This window comes from Paenibacillus wenxiniae (assembly GCF_039822605.1).
GTDB lineage: Bacteria > Bacillota > Bacilli > Paenibacillales > Paenibacillaceae > Saccharibacillus > Saccharibacillus wenxiniae.
Genome location: NZ_JBCGUH010000003.1, coordinates 452,099 through 469,624, shown reverse-complemented (window position 1 = coordinate 469,624; position 17,526 = coordinate 452,099). Strand labels below are relative to the sequence as shown.

The following is a 17,526-nucleotide window of genomic DNA, read 5'->3' as shown; positions in this document are numbered from 1 at the left end:
TATTCGTTGTATTTTATTCGTTGTATTTCATTCAGTGTATTTATTATTCTAACACTTCGCCGTCTTTTATATACTTCTAGTCTATATCACTCCAGATCTATATCACTCACTGTGTATGTATTTCGCGATTGATAGTTCTCGTTGTCTATATATTTTACTGTCTATGTTCAAAGATAAAGCTCTGTATGACGCAATAACGGTACATCCCGTACCGGTCGCGTCGTGCAGAGCTTTTGGTAGTGCACATCAATATCAATTGTTGTCATTGTCGGCAGAGAGCTTACGATAGCGATAACTGCGATAACTGCGATAACCGAAATAACTGCAATAACCGAAATAACCGAAATAACCGCAATCGTTATAACTACTATAACATCCACAATAGCTCATACTTTGACCCATTTAAATTTTAATTCAAATCAGATTCGAAGTGAGATCGACTGCATCTTACCAAACATCCCTTTACACCGCATCATATCAAAGCGTCATATCAAAGCATCATATCAAAATACCAAATCATGAATTTCTCCCATACCATCCGCTATTCAACTTCACCTATAACGCAGTCAAACAATGCAGTTACATAACATAGTTAAAGCACTATGGCATATAAGGATCAATGCTTAACGAACTTTCTCCTTTTGCGCTTTGAGCAGTGCACGTGCGGCGCGTTGCCCGGAGATTGTTGCGCCTTCCATCGTAGCCAGCAGTGGCTGACTCGTATAGTCTCCGGCGAGAAACAGACCGGGAATCGGGGTAGTTTGTCTTGGACGATACTGTTCATTGTCTGTTGATAGACGGTAGAAGCTATCCCGCATACGAATGACGCGATAATCGGTCATCGTATCAACACCGGAAAGGCCGATCTTTTGCAAAGAATCTTTCGTTTTAGCCCATACTTCTTCTTCCGGCAGATCGATCAGCTCATCTGGATCGACCAGAATGATCGACGCTCGTCCACTGTCACGCTTGAAGGTGGTGCGTGATTGCTCGCTGAACGAACCGAGCTGTGTGCCAGGGCCGAAAAAAGTATGATCCGCGTGAGCGAGCTTTTCCTTCGCTTCAAATTGCACCGTCACATACGGCATGATCTCCAGCTTCATCAGATCAGCAAAGCCTTCGTGATCGCCAAATTGCTGACCGATCAGTCGCTTCGCCTGTCCAATATTGACCGCGACCACGATCTGATCCGCCTGCATGACCGTACCATCCTGTAGCTGCACACCGTTCATGCGCCCATCCTGCACGATTAATTGCTCCACCGGAGCATTGGTCATCACTTTACCACCGCGCTGTTCAATCGCATGCGCGAGCGGACCTGTCATCACGTCCGTCATACCGCCTTCAAAAGCGCCGATTCGGATAAGCTGCGGACGCGGTAATGCAGGGGCGAATAGTCCGAAAAAGGCATACGTGGAATACTGCTCGATCGGCAAAAAGAAAATACCTGACGATAACGGCTCAATTAGTCGTTCCAATGCATCAATCGTCACTCCATGTTCAAACGCATAATCACGAATCGGAATATGATCCAGTTTCTTCGGATTGGCTACATAATCTTTAAAGCCTGCGGTAAAGAAAGGAATAAGCGATGCTTTGTCCATTGGGGATAACAGTGTATTGTTGCCGAGCGCGCCGGCGATTGTTTTGAGTGGTGCCTTGAGTGGGTCCAAACCGAAAACGCCCTGTGCTTCAGGGTGACAGATCTGTGTAGTCTTTTCCCAGTGTACGATTGAATCCAGTTCGATGCCTGCACGCTGGAGCAGCTCCGGCAATGCGACATAGTAGCCGATGAATTTGTGAAATCCGGATTCGACTTCCATTCCATCCTCGTTCCAGTTGGCTGTCCGTCCGCCAACATGGGGTGCAGCCTCTAATACGGTTACAGAAAGCCCTTTTTCAACAAGCTCAAATGCACAGCTAAGTCCTGCCAGACCTGCGCCGATCACAATGACGTGCGATGCATCGTTGAACCGTTCATTGTTATTCATTCTGTTGCCCACCCTTCGCTGGAAAAATATGAATAAATCATCATGCTATACTATTAACCTGTTTAGCCTGGTAGAGCTTGCTAGGTGGATATTTTAAGTAGGATTGGATCGGAATGGAATATGTATGATGAACATAACATTCAGCTAACAACACAATCTCAAATGCGCGAGAAAATTTTATTGTTTACGCAAAAAAAAGGCTTAATGATTAAGCTTTTCCGTCCGATAATGTGTGTATTCTCTGGATTTAGCTACGGAAATAAGTCGGAGCGATGGACAATATGTAACGGGGGTTTAACGATGGCGCAAGAGTGGAATCATGATGTGTACAAATGGCTGCTAGCCGCAGTATTGGCGGGTACGGCATGGTCGCCTGCATGGACAGGCCATGCCGCAGGGGAGAACGGTCTTTCGCAGGGCAATCTCTCTGAGTCGAAGGGGGCAATCGTTACTTTTAACGATCTAAGCCAGCTACCTGTGAACCAGGTACAGGGCATTAACGAGGCGGTACAACGAGGAATTCTGTCCGGGTATCCCGATGGATCATTCAAGCCGCAAATGAATATGACACGTATGGAATTTGCTGTCATTTTAGCTAAAGCGCTTCAACTGTCGCCGGTTGAGGACAGTGCATCTTTTAGCGATGTATCCAGCAATTGGGCGAGCGGCTATATTGAAGCGGTCAAGCGCGCAGGCTTGATGAATGGCGATGCGGACGGCAAATTTTATCCGAACGAAGTCATTAACCGCGAACAACTCGCTACGATTTTCGTACGAGCGATTGGCGCAACCGATATAAAAAGCGATCCGATGCTCACTTCAGCCGCTCAGCCGGAGACGAGCACATGGGCAAATGCAGCGGTAAAAACAGCCTTAACACTAGGGCTGCTGCCTGCTGGCGATGATAGATTCCGCTCCACCGAGCCGGTTCATCGCGGCGATGTGGCACAGCTGATGATGAATTTGCTGCAATCCGAACAACGTTCAGCTAGCATCACCGCGGTACATGGTGATCTGGTGACAGTCGATGGCAAAACATACATGATCGGCAAGCAGCTCAAATCGTTATTTAAAACCGATAATTTAAACGCATTAATCGGTTCAGATATTACATTTGAATCGTTAAATCATAGTCTTGCTAACTTGACTGCTATTGATCTGAAAGCGAGTGGAACCGAGCAAGCATCGCTTGTATTTGATGCAGGTACAGCCTTTTCCGGTGATCTGACACTATCTGGTGATCATCTTAGTGTGCGAGGAAGCGAGCTGAATGGCGTTCAAGTGCAGCAAGGTGTAACGCGTCTGGATTTGCAAGCCAATACGAAGCAGCTCATTATTAACACCGATCAGCGTCTGCAAATTACAGGCACGAGTCAGGTCGGACAGATTCAGGTGACTTCTCCTAACGCACGTGTCCAGATGGATGAACGAATTGTGCCTGCTGGAGTGACACTACCGACAGGCGTGACCGATCGAGAAATTATTTTCGGCAATGCTAACTCTTCTGCTATCCCTACGATAGGCGGTTCATCCATAACGCCATCCAACAATATCAACACGAATAAAGACGATAAGGATAAAAAAAGTAATCATGCTCCTGTCGTGACACATCCGTTGTCAGATCGTTCGGTCACTCTGGGCGATGACGAGACGATGATCGAATTGGATGGACTATTTCAGGATGAGGATGGAGATGAATTGACCTACGCAGCGGTAAGCTCGGATGTGTATGTCGCCGATGCGTCGATTCGTCATTCCCGTCTGGTCGTTCATCCGAATGCAATTGGACAGACTCGTATTGCCGTCACGGCGCAGGATGCGAAAAGTAAAGCAGCGGAAACCTCGTTTACGTACACCGTTAGCGCGGCTACGTATGAAGAACAGCCGAATCACAATCCACTCGTACTGACGACACCTAATGATCTGAATCTGCTGGCAGGTGCGTTATCCGATCCGATTCTACTTGCTAATCTGTTTAGTGATCCAGATGGCGATTCACTCCGTTACACGTATACGATTGATGATACCAGTATAGTGAGTGCATTACAGACTGGAAATGAACTGGTGCTGTCTGCACAAAATGCCGGCACAGCTACCGTGACGATCAATGCTAGTGATCATCGCGGTGGCAGTACGTATGTGCAGTTCCACGTTCAAGTACAGCCGGTAATCCAATTAAACCGCAAGCCGATCATTATTCGCCAGATGGATAATGTGACACTGACCGCCACACCTGATGTGTATTCGATCAAACTATCCGAGCTGTTCAGCGATCCGGATGGCGATCCGCTCGTTTACGATGCTCTATTAACGATGCCATATATGCAATCTACACTGGTCGGAGACAAGCTTGATCTGATGCCGCTTCAAGCAGGAGAATTAAACGTGATTTTGCGTGCAATTGATTCGCATGGAGCCTATGCAAGCCAGATGTTCACGATCAAGCTAACCGTGCCTACGTTTAATCATGCACCTTATATTAAAAAAACACTCGCTCCATTCAGCATCGGGTTGCTGGATCAACCGTATACTGTCGATCTGGCAACACTTTTTGGCGATAACGATAACGACGTATTGACCTATACAGCAACGAGTTCAGATACCAATGTCATGCAAACATCATTGAACGGCTCCATCCTGACAGCAACCCCTGTCGGTGCAGGTTCAACCACCTTAAATCTAAAAGTAAACGATGGTCAGGGCGGCACAAATGCGCAAAATGTCAATGTATCGGTTGTGAAAAACGGACCGTTTATCTCGGAAATGGTGTGGAAGGATAGCAATAATCAGGCGATTGAGCTGTACAATCCAACGAATGCTTCGCTTCGTTATAGCGACTTGTATTTGAAAATATCTGATAGTAATTCAACTATTGATCAGATGTTCATATTAAATGATTCACAGGCTGTAGTGCAGACGAAAGCTACACTTGTAATTCAAGAAAATAATGGATTAGATCTGATGAGTCAAGGAGAGTCTTACTATGGTGATCTTGGGCTGGGCAATACGTCAGGGCCAGTAACCGTCAAGCTGTACTACAAAAATCAGCTGATGGATATCGCTACCTTCTCGACCGATCAGACGCTGCGTAGAGATCAACGTACGGTAGGCAATCCCATTAGCTTCAATAGCTCAGAATGGATGATCACATCGGGTGCAGATGATTCCAATCTTGGTGTGTATGGCATGGCGAAACCGTAAAGGGCAAGCCTGGCTTTGCTAGCATCTACGTATTCCATTTTCCCTGAAGGGTAGGACTTGTCCATGAAAAAAAATAAAACGCTTGCGCTGAAAGTAGCTGCGGCGTTACTCGTTGCGATGCCATCATTACCGTTTCTGGCAGTGACACAGGCGGCTCCAGTTGCATGGCAAAATGCGCTGACTTCGGCGCAAGGCTGGAATGATATTAGCGGACTATCTTCCGCACAACAGGCGCAGTTGAACCGCGCGCTTGCAGTTGGGTTAATTCAAGGCGCGCCTGACGGCCATTTTCGTCCGCAGGCAGCATTAAGTCGTCAGGAGCTGGCGGCATTACTCGTACAGGCATTGAAGCTGCCATTGCCAGCACAGCCTCAATCGTCATTCCGTGATGTGGCAGCATCCGCTTGGAGTTTGCCTGCCATTGAGGCGGTAAAGCGGTCAGGCTTGATGCAGGGGGATCGTGATGGTCGTTTCCGTCCACAGGATTCGGTAACGGTGCAAGAATTGGTCGCACTGGCGGTCCGTATCGCGCAGCCTAATCTGGAAGTCGACACCCACACTAAGCTGCCTGAGCAATGGAACGGTGCCAGTGAATGGGCGGCTCCATCGCTGATCGCGGCTTCACAACATGAGCTATTGAGCGAATTCAGTGGCAAGCTACAGCCTAAAGCCGCTGTGAAGCGTGCAGATGCAGCAAGTATTTTATTGTCAGCGCTGTTTCCACAGCAGCGTATCTCGACGCTGCAAACGGTATCGGATCAACAGGTACAGATCAACGGTATCACTTATGATCTTGGGCAGAATGTGAAAGGTCTGCTCAATGACCGTAATGCCGCCGCATTACAAGGCGCCGGGCTAACCTTTGATACAAACGGACGCACGATCACGGCGGTTCGTTCGCTACATCTGCATGCTACCGGTCAGCCAGCTTTAGCAGGTGCTGCTGAATTTAGCGGTAATATGAAGCTGGATGCAGGCGATACGGTCATTGGTGGTGATGTAACGGTAGCAGGGGATTATACGTCCTTGCTAAACGCGCATATTCAAGGCAATCTGACGATTGCGGATAGCGTGGCGAATGACTTTTATTCGGAAGGACTTCAAGTGGAGGGTACGACCATTGTTAAAGGTGGAGACGATAATACGGTCGTATTTAACAGTGCTGTACTAAATGATGTGAATGTGAACAAGCAGGATGTTCATGTGGTGATGGACGCGAACTCGGTCGTGTCTACCGTCAATGTGAATACAAATGCGAATATTGAAAGTGGTGCCACACTGCCGCTAGTAAATGTGAATAATGGTGCTAGCCATGTGCAATTACAGGGTAATGTGGCGAATCTGAATGTGAACAGCAATCAATCGACACAGTTGAGCGGTACTAGCTCTATTTCACAGCTAACCGTGAGCGGTGCGGGAGCACTGGCGCTGAATACGACGGGAACGGTACAGACATTGCAAGTAACGAATCCATCTGCACTGGTGAGTGTCAACTCAACAACGCAGGTGAGCAATCTATCCCTGTCGACCGGCGTAGCGAGCAGCAATGTGACCGGAGTAGCGACGACAACGGGTTCACCGGGTACAACGACTGGCCCGACAAGTTCCGGTTCTTCCGGCTCCAGCAACCGTGCGCCTGTATTGACAGCTCCAATTAAAGACATGGTCGCTACGGAGAAAAGTACCGATCGAATCATCGATCTGAATAATTATTTTAACGATCCAGATGGCGATACATTAACGTACTCTGCCTCCTCATCCAAGTCATTGATTGCCAAAACATCCGTAAGCGGCGGCAAGCTGACCGTTAGTATGCTGTCCGCAGGCGCAGCTACCATTACCGTTGCTGCCAACGATGGCAAAGGCAAGCGCTCCAATACGACATTTAAAGTAACGGTAAATGGCAACCCGGTTGTCACTAATGCGCCAGATCAGACGCTCACATTACAGCAGCCGGGCGTATCGTTAACATTGAGCGATTATTTTGCCGATCCAGAGCAAGGCACATTGACGTACAGTGCTATAGTGAGTCAGCCTAATGTAACGAAGCTGACGCTAGATAACAGCGGCAATCTACAACTTGATCCATTACAGGTAGGCACGGCGATGATAACGGTGACCGCAAAAGATAATGCGATCACCGATGATGGTGTACAAGGACAATCGACGCTGACCTTTCAGGTTGAGGTGTTGCCTGTCCCTAACCGTAAGCCTGTTGCGGCACCATTACTGCCCGTAACGGTCACCGTGCGCGGAGAGGATGAGACCGTTAGCCTGAGCAACATATTCACCGACCCGGATGGGGACGTAATTCAGCTGTCCGCCGCATCCATCGATGCAGGTATAGCCAGCGCAACACTCAGTGGTACACAGCTGTCCGTGCACGCAGTCAAAGAAGGGACGACGAAGATTGCGATTACGGGAAAGGATGGACGTGGTGGTGAAACGGTCGCCGAGCTGCTCGTTACTGTATTGCCAGCCCCGAATCGCAGTCCAGTGGTGGCCCATACACCGCAGGCAGTGACTCTAATTGTTGGACGCTCAGCCACCGAGGTGGATCTGTCCACACTGTTCTCTGATCCAGACGATGATACACTGACGTATGAAGCGGTATCATCCGATGTATATGCAGTTCATACCTCGGTAAATGCAAACAAGCTTAGCATAACGCCAGGCACAGCAGGCATAACATCGATTAAGGTGTATGCACGCGATGGGCGTGGTGGCGAGATCAACACGAATATTCCAGTAACGGTATTAGAGGAAGCTTCGATCTCGTTCATTCCGTTGCAAATTGTTAATCTGAGCAAACCGCCAGTATGGTTCGGTTTGCTGCCGTATTTACAAAATATCGATCCAGATTCGATCAGTGTGACCGCAGATACGTATGATCATTCGACCGCAACCGTATCGACGGGCAATGCGCGTATTTTGCTCACGCCGATTCAGCTTGGCAATACGACCGTTACGTTTGACGTTTACGATAAATACGGTCGCCGCAATAGCTCTTCCTTTGCCGTGCAGGTTGTAAAAATCAATCATGCACCAACCGTTGTCGCTTCGGTTTCAGAGCAAATGCTTACGCCGGGCGTAACGAATGATCGCAATTACGATCTGAGTCAACTGTTCAGTGATGAGGATGGAGACGTATTAACGTATACGCTGACTTCCAGCAATACGGATGTGGCTAATGCATCGATTAGTGGCAATATGCTCACGCTCAAAGCAGGCGCGATCAGCGGTGTAACGAATGTGATCATTACAGCAGACGATGGGGCTGGCGGCACGGTTCAATACACGCTCAAGGTGCATAATGCATTGCTAATGAACACGTCTATCATTACCGTGAATATGAAATATGGTATGAATTCCGTGAATTATGATCTGTCTGATCTGTTCCCAGGACAGAATTCCTTCACGATGTATATGGGTACAGCCGATTCTACCTTTACAGGCCCAACGCCTCTGAACAATACGTCACTGTCATTGACCTCACTGCCTGTGCTGCAATGGGTAATCGGTGCAGATGGACGAGCTGTCGTATTCGCAGTGAAGCAGGACCCGGTAACGACGAAGGATATGTATTTCTCGCAATATGTAGAAGGTTCAAATGGACGTACGGTGCTATTGATGAATACAAGCTCGGCTGCAAGCAAAAATAAAGATTACAGCCTGACGTTTTATAAGTGGACGAAAAACACCAATACGATCAGCAGCTTTAATCTTCCGCTCCTGTACGACGGTAGTTCACAAGGAATGAACTATATTGTGCTAAATTCGAACTTTTACGATTTCTTTGATATTACGTCTGCGTCTTATTATAATGACGAGGTGATGTTCGCTTCAACAGCCGATTACAATATTACAGGTATTGTTCTGAAGCGAGGCAACACCGTGCTGGATGTGCTCGGTGATCCGAATTCAAAAAATCCAATCCTGTCTAACGGCGGAACCATTTTACGTAAAGACGGTATCGGGTATGGTTCCAATCAGTTTAACTTATCGTATGAGTGGAGCAAGTATCCGAAAGACACGTATATGTTTATAAAATAAGCCGTTTCTCACCTGCTCGGTCGTTGATCTGCTTGACAGACGTAATCGTGCTGTGTAGAGTAAAAAGCAATCAAACAGCTCTGCTGTCATCCGCTTCGTTAGGGGAGATGCAGGACTTATACGAGAAAGACCACTAGGGGAGCCATATACTGGCTGAGACGAGATTGCCTCGGACCCTTGGAACCTGATCTAGTTCGTACTAGCGTAGGAAAGTGGAGACCGTGCAGGGATAGGATCATCTATGCCGTTTATACTGCCGCTCCATATGGAGCGGCTTTTTTGCGTCGCAAAACATTGTATGATCTAGTGTTAGCGATCTCCTAACACGGGGTGCAATGAAAAAGGATTTTTGCGCAGCAAAATATCGTACGCTACTAGTGTTAGCGATCTACTAACACGAGGTGCAATGAAAAGGATTTTTGCGCAGCAAAATATCGCACTGATCTAGTGTTAGCGGTCTCCTAACACGTGATGCGATGAAAAGGATTTTTGCACAGCAAAATATCGTACGCTACTAGCTCAGGGAGGCTCTTTCCGATTACTTTTACTTGAAAAGGAGCGAGGAAATGATGAGTTTTTCAAAAGAAATTAGACAGGCAGCCGATCCGGTATTTGAGGCGATTTATGCCCATCCTTTTGTACGTGGGATTGCGGAAGGGACGTTAAAGCCGGAGCAGTTAGTACATTATGTGAAGCAGGATTTTGAATATTTAAATGCATTTATGCGCATTTATGGTACGGCGATTGCCAAATGCCAGCATCGTGACGATATGGCGATGTTTAATGAGCAGATTGGCTTTGTACTGCATAGCGAGATTCATCCGCACAATAACTTTTGTGAGATAGCAGGTGTACCCTACGAGCAATTGCAAGGTTATCCGCTGGCACCGTCGGCGCACAACTATATTCGGCATATGCTCACCGCAGCACAGGAAGGCGATCTGGGTGATATTTTGGCGGTATTGCTACCCTGCCCGTGGACATACTGGGAAATTGGCAAGCGTCTGCTGGATGAAGTGAAGCCAGATGCCACGCATCCATTTTACGAGTGGATCGACTTTTATGGTAATCGCACCGATACGATTACCGAGCGCTTTTGCCAGCGATTGGATGAAATTGCAGCGCGTACAACACTAGAGCATCGGGAGCGGATGAAGCGCCATTTTATTTTGAGCTGCCAGTATGAATATCTGTTCTGGGATATGGCGTACACGCTGGAAGATTGGCCGGTGCCGCTGAATGAGCATGATGCGGTGGAGGTGACACGCGCATGAGCCGGACGTGGAATATGAAGGAGGTCGTGCTCGCGGTCATTTTGTCTGTGGCATGTGGGGTAGTATATCTGGGCTGGTCTACACTATGGATTCCGATCTCTGCGCTCGTTGGGCCGGTAGGAGCAGGCTTTATGTTTGGTATCTGGGTCATTGCCAGTCCGATTGTGGCGTATATTATCCGCAAGCCGGGAGCCGCGCTTATTGCTGAAGTGGCAGCGGCAGCGGTTGAGATGCTGACCGGGAGTCATTTTGGTTTGTCGGCGCTGCTGATCGGGGTATTTCAAGGACTGGGGGCAGAGCTGGCATTTGCGATTTTTGGCTATCGTCGCTTTAATGTGTGGACGCTGATGTTATCCGGCGCATTGGCTGCGGTTGGCAGTATGATTTACAGCGTGATTGCGAATGGAATGGGCTATTACACGATGACGATGTTCTGGCTGACGCTCGGCATTCAGGTCGTGAGTGGCATCCTGCTGGGCGGACTGCTTGCCAAGATTGTAGTTGAAGCGCTGGCGCGTACCGGTGTGCTAAATTCGTATGAAATGATGAAGTCGCGTCGCAGAAGAGGAACAGGCAATGGTCTTCCAACCGGTTCATAAGGCAAAGTATCTCGGCTGTGATGGATTATCGGTACGCTTTTACAGTCAGGAGCGACCGGTACTGCATGGATTGAACGTCCATATTCGTCAGGGGGAAAAGGTGCTCATTCTCGGACCAAGTGGCAGCGGCAAGTCGACGTTATTATCGGTGCTCGCCGGAATTATTCCTGAGCATATGGAAGCGGAGCTGGAAGGGGAGGTGTATCGTCAGCCTGCCTGTGGTGTGATGTTTCAGGACCCGGATACGCAATTTTGCATGTTGCATGTCGATGAGGAGATCGCCTTTAGTTTGGAAAATCGTTCCGTGCCGCGTGAAGAGATGGAGCCACTTATCGACCGGGCGATGGAGCAGGTTGGATTGCGTATTCCGCGTCATACGCCGATTGAGACATTATCCGGCGGGATGAAGCAACGGCTGGCACTGGCGTGTTTGCTTGCGTTAGAGCCGGAGGTACTTTTTTTCGATGAGCCGACCGCCCAGCTCGATCCTGCCAGTCGTAATGAAGTGTTCACTTTGCTACGCCAGCTTGGCGATGCGTCTAATCATACGATGATCATCGTTGAGCATGTGCTGGATGGGTGTATCGAGTGGATGGATCGGGTTATTTTGCTGGATGGACAGGGGCGATTGATAGCAGAGGGCGAACCTGTGGAGATGATGACGAAGTATCGGCAGGACATGGTGGAAGCAGGCATATGGTTGCCACAGCTATTCCCGTATCATTGGGAGGATGTATGCCATCATCCGGCGCATCCGCTCGCGGTACAGCTCACGCAACAGCTACAGCAGCGCATGGCGCAGCATGATCAGATGCAGTTACCGTCGGACACTCGGTCTACGGTGACAACGACGGACGCTGCCTCCATGTTGATCCAAACCGAGCAGCTTGCGATCGGATACGGGCGTAAGGCAGTCATGCAAGGCGTAGACGTAGCCTTCTCGCCGGGACAATGGATCGCTATCGTCGGTGAAAATGGCAGTGGCAAAAGCACTTTTTTGAAAAGCTTGCTGCGGCTTGTACCTGCGCTATCAGGGCGAGTACATTTTCACGGTAAAGAGCTGCGCAAATGGTCAGATCGAGAGCTGTATGCACGGGCAGGCTTTGTTTTTCAAAATCCAGAGCTGCAATTTGTCACCGATACGGTCTACGATGAAATCGCTTTTGGCGGACGAGAACGCGGATGGGATGAACAGCAACTGGAAGAGCGGACGCTACAATTGCTGCGCGAATTTGGATTGGAAGAGCTGCGGGAGGAGCATCCGTTCTCGCTCAGTCTCGGTCAAAAGCGCCGTTTAAGTGTGGCGACGATGCTGTTATTTGATCAGGAGCTTTTACTGCTCGATGAACCGACCTTTGGACAGGATGCACGTACAGCAGCAGAGCTGGTCGGTCGCCTGCATCGACGTCAGCAAGAGGGCACAACGATTGTGATGGTTACGCATGATATGGAGCTGGTCGATCAATATGCCGATCGAGTGTTGTTATTTCAGCAGGGTAGCATTGTGTATGATGGCGATCCGCTGCGGCTGTTTTTGAATCGACAGCTGTTACAGCAGAGTGTAATCGAAGCACCGCTGCCGTATCGCCTGCATTTGGAGCGGAAGGAGCGACATATGATATGAAAAGTAATGGCTCCTGGTTATCGACCCTTAATCCGTCCTGCAAACTGATCGTCCATGTGATCGTGATGGCGGTGCTTATGGCGATTCATGACCCGATTCTGACGCTTGCGATCTGGCTCGTTGCCGTTGCTATCGGCATAAGCATTGGTGGCTGGACACCGGGGTATCTGCTACGCCGTTTGCTGCCGTATACGCTATTCTTCGTGCTCGTTTGCTGGATGCTGGCGGCATTTGGTAAAGGAGAGCATGTACTCTGGCAATGGGCATGGTTTCGCGTCACGACAGAGAGCTTGAACAACGGTTTATTGATCGGATTGCGTATGCTCGGTTTTGTCACCTATGGCATGCTGTTCACATCCACAACCGAGCTGAACCGGCTCATGATGAGCCTGATCCACCAGCTGCGCTTGTCGCCCAAATGGGCCTATGGTATGCTGGCAGGCTTTCGCTTTATCCCCCTTTTTCAAAGTGAACTGCACCAGATGAAGATTGCCCATCGTGTGCGCGGCTATCGTCATGGAGGTGGAGGAAAAGCGTTTTTGCGTTATGCGCTGCCTCTGTTCAGCCAGGGCGTACGCAAATCAGAGCGAATTGCGATTGCGATGGAAGCAAGAGGCTTTACCGGCACGCGTGAGCGCACATATTATGTTCATCCGCTGGTGGCACGGCGTGATGTGGTGTATGCGGTGGCATTGCTTGGTGTGACGACGTTGTTGATCGTGTTGCTGTAGATGGGCAGAAATAGAAAAGATACAAAAGTATAGAAGCAACAGAAAACATACTTGTGACTTTACAGGATACGGGTAGAATCCCATTGTAGAAAGTAAGGCGGTTGGAGAGCAGGCAGCATGAATCGATACGTCTAAATTCAATCATGCGGAAAAACGGAATGCACAAACTACATTTGCTCAAATCCAAAGTAAACCTGTGAGAGCCGCAAGTACATTTACTAGAACGGAAAGTATATTTACTAAAACTGAACGTACATTCACCGGGACTAAAAATGCTAAAAGTAAAAGCAAATGTACTCGAACTCCAATTAACTTTGCTAGAACAAAAGGACACTGCTGTCAAAGCGGCGTCCTTTTCGTGTGCATTTCAGCTATCCAGTCATGGGGAGCAAGGATGAAGCGTATAGATTGTAATGATTTTAATCATTGATGTTAACTACAGATATTGAAGGTCAATAGATGAGAAGCCTAAAAAAATAAGCAAAATTCGCGCCATACATAAAAAGTTATGATGCTCCTTGCCCCCGATGAGCCGATTCCCTACAATCAGAAATGAAGATATATCTCGAAGCGCATAGACCTGTTCGCACAGACCGGTTAGCTTCAAGCCAATCATCCCAAATGATAATCCATTGGAGGAACGAGCCATGAACGGAAAACGTTTGATTGATCTATCGGTAACACTTAAAGCAGGAATCGCCTCTGACCCACCTGGCGGTTTGCCGGAAATTGACTACATCTCCCATCAGCAAGGCGCTCAGCAACTACTGGCTGGATTTTCCGGACTGACAAAGGATGATCTGCCCGGCGGTGAAGGCTGGGCAATTGAGCAGCTTCGCGTAACGACTCATGTGGGCACCCATGTCGATGCACCGTATCATTACCGCTCCATGACCGATGAGGGTCAGCCGATGATGACGATTGACGAAGTCCCATTGGACTGGTTTTATGGACCCGGTGTGAAGCTCGATTTCCGCCATTTGCCAGATGGTCATATCGTGAGCGCTGCCGAAATTCAGCAGGAGTTAGTGCGCATTGGACATGAATTACAACCCGGCGACGTTGTGCTTGTTCATACTTCCGCGGGCGAACGATACGGCGAAGACGATTTTATGCTCAAAGGCTGCGGTTTCGGACGCGAAGCTACCCTGTATTTAACCGAACGCGGTGTGCGTCTTGTTGGCACTGACGCATGGAGCTGGGATGCCCCATTTGCCCACACCGCCCGTCGTTATGCCGAACAACAGGACCCTTCGATCATCTGGGAAGGCCATTACGCGGGTAGCACGATCCCTTATTGCCAGATCGAAAAGCTCGCTAATCTCGACCAACTTCCATCCTACGGCTTTCAGGTCATGGCCTTCCCCGTCAAAATCGAAAAAGCTTCCGCAGGCTGGGCAAGACCGGTGGCCATCGTGGATGAAGTGTAAGAAAACAATCCATATATACAACCGTATCCGCTTACATGCTAAAATGGCGATACGACTTACTACAATGACTTCATACAGCACATGACCCTACAAGGGAGGCGAGACGATGATTCACCTGTTACCGTTAATGCTGGAGCGTGTCGGAATTTTGATCATTCTCGCTTTTGTGCTGTCTCAATTTAGAATATTCCGGCAAATGATTTCCAATCGGCGCGGACGCTTCGGTTCGTTGCTGCTCATCGCGGTATTTGGTCTGTTTGGCGTGATCAGCAACTATACCGGTATTGAGATTCATCTGAGCGAGGTCGTTTCACAAAGCTGGCTGAATCAGGTCGATTCTGACAATGCGATTGCCAATACACGCATTATGGGCGTGAGTATTGGCGGTTTGCTCGGTGGGCCGCTGGTCGGTCTCGGTGTTGGACTGGTGGCAGGGCTACATCGTTATCCACTCGGCGGCTTTACGGCGTTGGAATGTGCGATATCGTCTGTGCTTGCAGGCATCGTCTCCGGTTTGCTTGGCAACGGGTATCGTCGTCATGGTCTCATTCCACCGTGGTTTGCGGCGCTGGTCGGGATGGCGATGCAAGCGGTGGAAATGCTGCTCATTTTGCTCTTTTCCAAGCCGTATGACGCAGCGGTGATGCTTGTACAGACGATTGGTGTGCCGATGATTTTGCTCAATGGATTGGGTACATTGCTGTTTATGGTCATTATTCGTTCGATTGTAAAAGAACAGGAACGTCAGAGTGCGACACAGACGCATCTGGCTTTTCATATTGCAGATCGAACACTGCCGTTTTTTCGGCAGGGCTTGAACCCGGATTCCTGCCGGGAAGCGGCGCATATTTTGCTGCGTTTGACAGAAGCAGATGCGATCTCTATCACCAATCGGACGCATATTCTGGCACATGTTGGTGCGGCGGCGGATCACCATATTGCCGGGCAGGAGGTGAGCACGGGATTGACACGAACGGTGCTGGAGCAAGGCAGATTGATGCTGGCACGATTGCCAAAGGATATTCGCTGCTCGCATCGAGGATGTCCACTCGAAGCAGCGATCGTGCTGCCATTGCTCGTACACGGCGAGGCGGTGGGCACGCTGAAGCTGTACTTTTGTCAGGCAAATCATCTGAGTAAGGTGGAGGAGGAGCTGGCTGAGGGATTGGGCAAGCTGTTCTCCGCACAGCTAGAACTGGCGGAGGCAGAGCAGCAGAGCGCCCTGCTCAAAACGGCACGCATCAAGGCGTTACAGGCACAGGTGCACCCGCATTTTCTATTTAATGCGATCAATACGATCTCCGTGCTCTGCCGTACCGATTCTGAGCGCGCACGTCGCTTGTTGCTGGAACTGGGCACCTTTTTCCGCAGCAATTTACAGGGTGCACAGCAACTGCTAATTCCATTGCATAAAGAGCTGGAATATGTGGAAGCGTATCTCCAATTAGAGCAGGCACGGTTTCCAGATAAATATACGGTCGAGCTGGATATTGAGCCGGGGCTTGAACAGGTTCAGGTGCCGCCTTTTATTATCCAGCCGCTGGTGGAAAATGCCGTGCGGCACGGCTTCCGCCGCTTGCAAACACGTGGTTCGATTCGGGTCACGGTGCGCAGTCAATCTGGCGAGCTATTGGTGGCGGTGGCGGATAACGGAACCGGCATTGCTGCCGACCGGCTTGCCTGGCTCGGTCATGAAGCGAATCTAGCAAGCGAGGGTAGCGGTACAGCACTGTGCAATATTCGGGAGCGGTTGGAGGGGATTTATCGCCATACGGCGAACTTCGCGATTCAGAGCACCGAAGGAGAAGGGACATTGATCCAGATCGTGCTGCCGCTACAATATCAGGAAGGGGGCAACGTACATGCTAACAGCATTTATCGTAGATGACGAGCCACTGGCACGGGATGAACTGGTCTATTTACTCAAACGTAGCAAAATGGTCGAAGTGATCGGCGAAGCCGAAGCGCTGGAGCAAGCTTATGCAGACATTGTACGCTTGCAACCGGAACTGGTTTTCCTCGATATTGAGCTGGCGGAGCATAGCGGATTGGAGCTAGCCAGACAACTACTTGATCTGCCCAAGCCGCCTGCGGTCATTTTTGCAACGGCATTTGACGAATATGCGTTACAGGCGTTTGATCTGAATGCGATTGATTATGTGCTCAAGCCATTTGATGAGCGGCGCATTCGGCAGGCGCTGGATAAGCTCCTACGTCTAAAACAGGAGCCTGCGATTCCAGCGCCTACATTTCCACGTCCACTGCTCAAAAAGCTTGCTGTCTCGGTCGAAGACCGCATCCTCATGCTGGATCTGGAGCAGATGATTGCGCTCAGTTCGGAGGAAGGGAAAGTGGTGATCGCTACAGCGCAGGGCAGATTCACACTCAATGAACCGCTTGCCCATATGGAGCGACGGCTGGACCCGGCGCGATTTATGCGTGTGCATCGTAATTATATTGTCAATCTGTCCGGCATTACCGAGATTCAGCCGTGGTTTAACTCGACCTATCTGCTCGTGATGAGCGACAATTCGCGTATTCCGGTTAGTCGCAGCTATGTGAAGCAACTGCGCGAGCAGCTTGGCTTTTAATTCAATGTAATCCGCTTGGAACAATTGCAACT

At 49.3% G+C, this 17,526-nt stretch carries 10 protein-coding genes and 1 riboswitch; of the genes, 9 read left to right on the top strand and 1 reads right to left on the bottom strand.

Features of this window, described 5'->3' with window-relative positions:
- Positions 1-623: 623 nt before the first annotated feature.
- The gene (locus AAHF22_RS07965; RefSeq protein WP_347324462.1) at positions 624-1,991 is read right to left on the bottom strand and encodes a hydroxysqualene dehydroxylase; all 1,368 of its coding nucleotides are present in this window, start codon (positions 1,989-1,991) and stop codon (positions 624-626) included.
- Between the two features lie 300 nt (positions 1,992-2,291).
- On the opposite strand from AAHF22_RS07965, the gene AAHF22_RS07960 reads away from it, so the two are divergent.
- From AAHF22_RS07960 to AAHF22_RS07920, 9 genes are all read left to right on the top strand, one after another.
- Positions 2,292-5,192 carry an S-layer homology domain-containing protein gene (locus tag AAHF22_RS07960; RefSeq protein WP_347324461.1) on the top strand — a complete coding sequence of 967 codons (2,901 nt, stop codon included), beginning with the start codon at positions 2,292-2,294 and terminating at the stop codon, positions 5,190-5,192.
- Positions 5,193-5,255: 63 nt separating this feature from the next.
- Positions 5,256-9,245: an S-layer homology domain-containing protein gene (locus AAHF22_RS07955; RefSeq protein ID WP_347324460.1), complete on the top strand. Its 3,990-nt coding sequence runs from the start codon at positions 5,256-5,258 to the stop codon at positions 9,243-9,245.
- 125 nt (positions 9,246-9,370) lie between these two features.
- Positions 9,371-9,473: riboswitch (TPP riboswitch) on the top strand.
- A gap of 341 nt (positions 9,474-9,814) precedes the next feature.
- Entirely contained in the window at positions 9,815-10,519 is a 705-nt protein-coding gene (tenA, locus tag AAHF22_RS07950; protein WP_347324459.1) for a thiaminase II, read from the top strand.
- Entirely contained in the window at positions 10,516-11,118 is a 603-nt protein-coding gene (locus AAHF22_RS07945; RefSeq protein WP_347324458.1) for an ECF transporter S component, read from the top strand. Before tenA ends, AAHF22_RS07945 begins: the two co-directional genes overlap by 4 nt.
- On the top strand, positions 11,096-12,742 hold the full coding sequence (locus tag AAHF22_RS07940) for an ABC transporter ATP-binding protein (RefSeq protein WP_347324457.1): 1,647 nt from the start codon (positions 11,096-11,098) through the stop codon (positions 12,740-12,742). Before AAHF22_RS07945 ends, AAHF22_RS07940 begins: the two co-directional genes overlap by 23 nt.
- Positions 12,739-13,473, top strand: coding sequence for an energy-coupling factor transporter transmembrane component T family protein (locus tag AAHF22_RS07935; RefSeq protein WP_347324456.1), 735 nt, complete (start codon positions 12,739-12,741; stop codon positions 13,471-13,473). The genes AAHF22_RS07940 and AAHF22_RS07935 overlap by 4 nt, the downstream gene beginning before the upstream one ends.
- A gap of 647 nt (positions 13,474-14,120) precedes the next feature.
- A complete protein-coding gene (locus AAHF22_RS07930; protein WP_347324455.1) occupies positions 14,121-14,903 on the top strand; it encodes a cyclase family protein in 783 nt (260 codons plus the stop codon).
- A gap of 106 nt (positions 14,904-15,009) precedes the next feature.
- Positions 15,010-16,791: a LytS/YhcK type 5TM receptor domain-containing protein gene (locus tag AAHF22_RS07925; protein ID WP_347324454.1), complete on the top strand. Its 1,782-nt coding sequence runs from the start codon at positions 15,010-15,012 to the stop codon at positions 16,789-16,791.
- Positions 16,766-17,494 (top strand): LytR/AlgR family response regulator transcription factor, encoded by a 729-nt coding sequence (locus tag AAHF22_RS07920; protein WP_347324453.1) that lies wholly within the window; start codon positions 16,766-16,768, stop codon positions 17,492-17,494. Before AAHF22_RS07925 ends, AAHF22_RS07920 begins: the two co-directional genes overlap by 26 nt.
- The last annotated feature ends 32 nt before the right edge of the window (positions 17,495-17,526 follow it).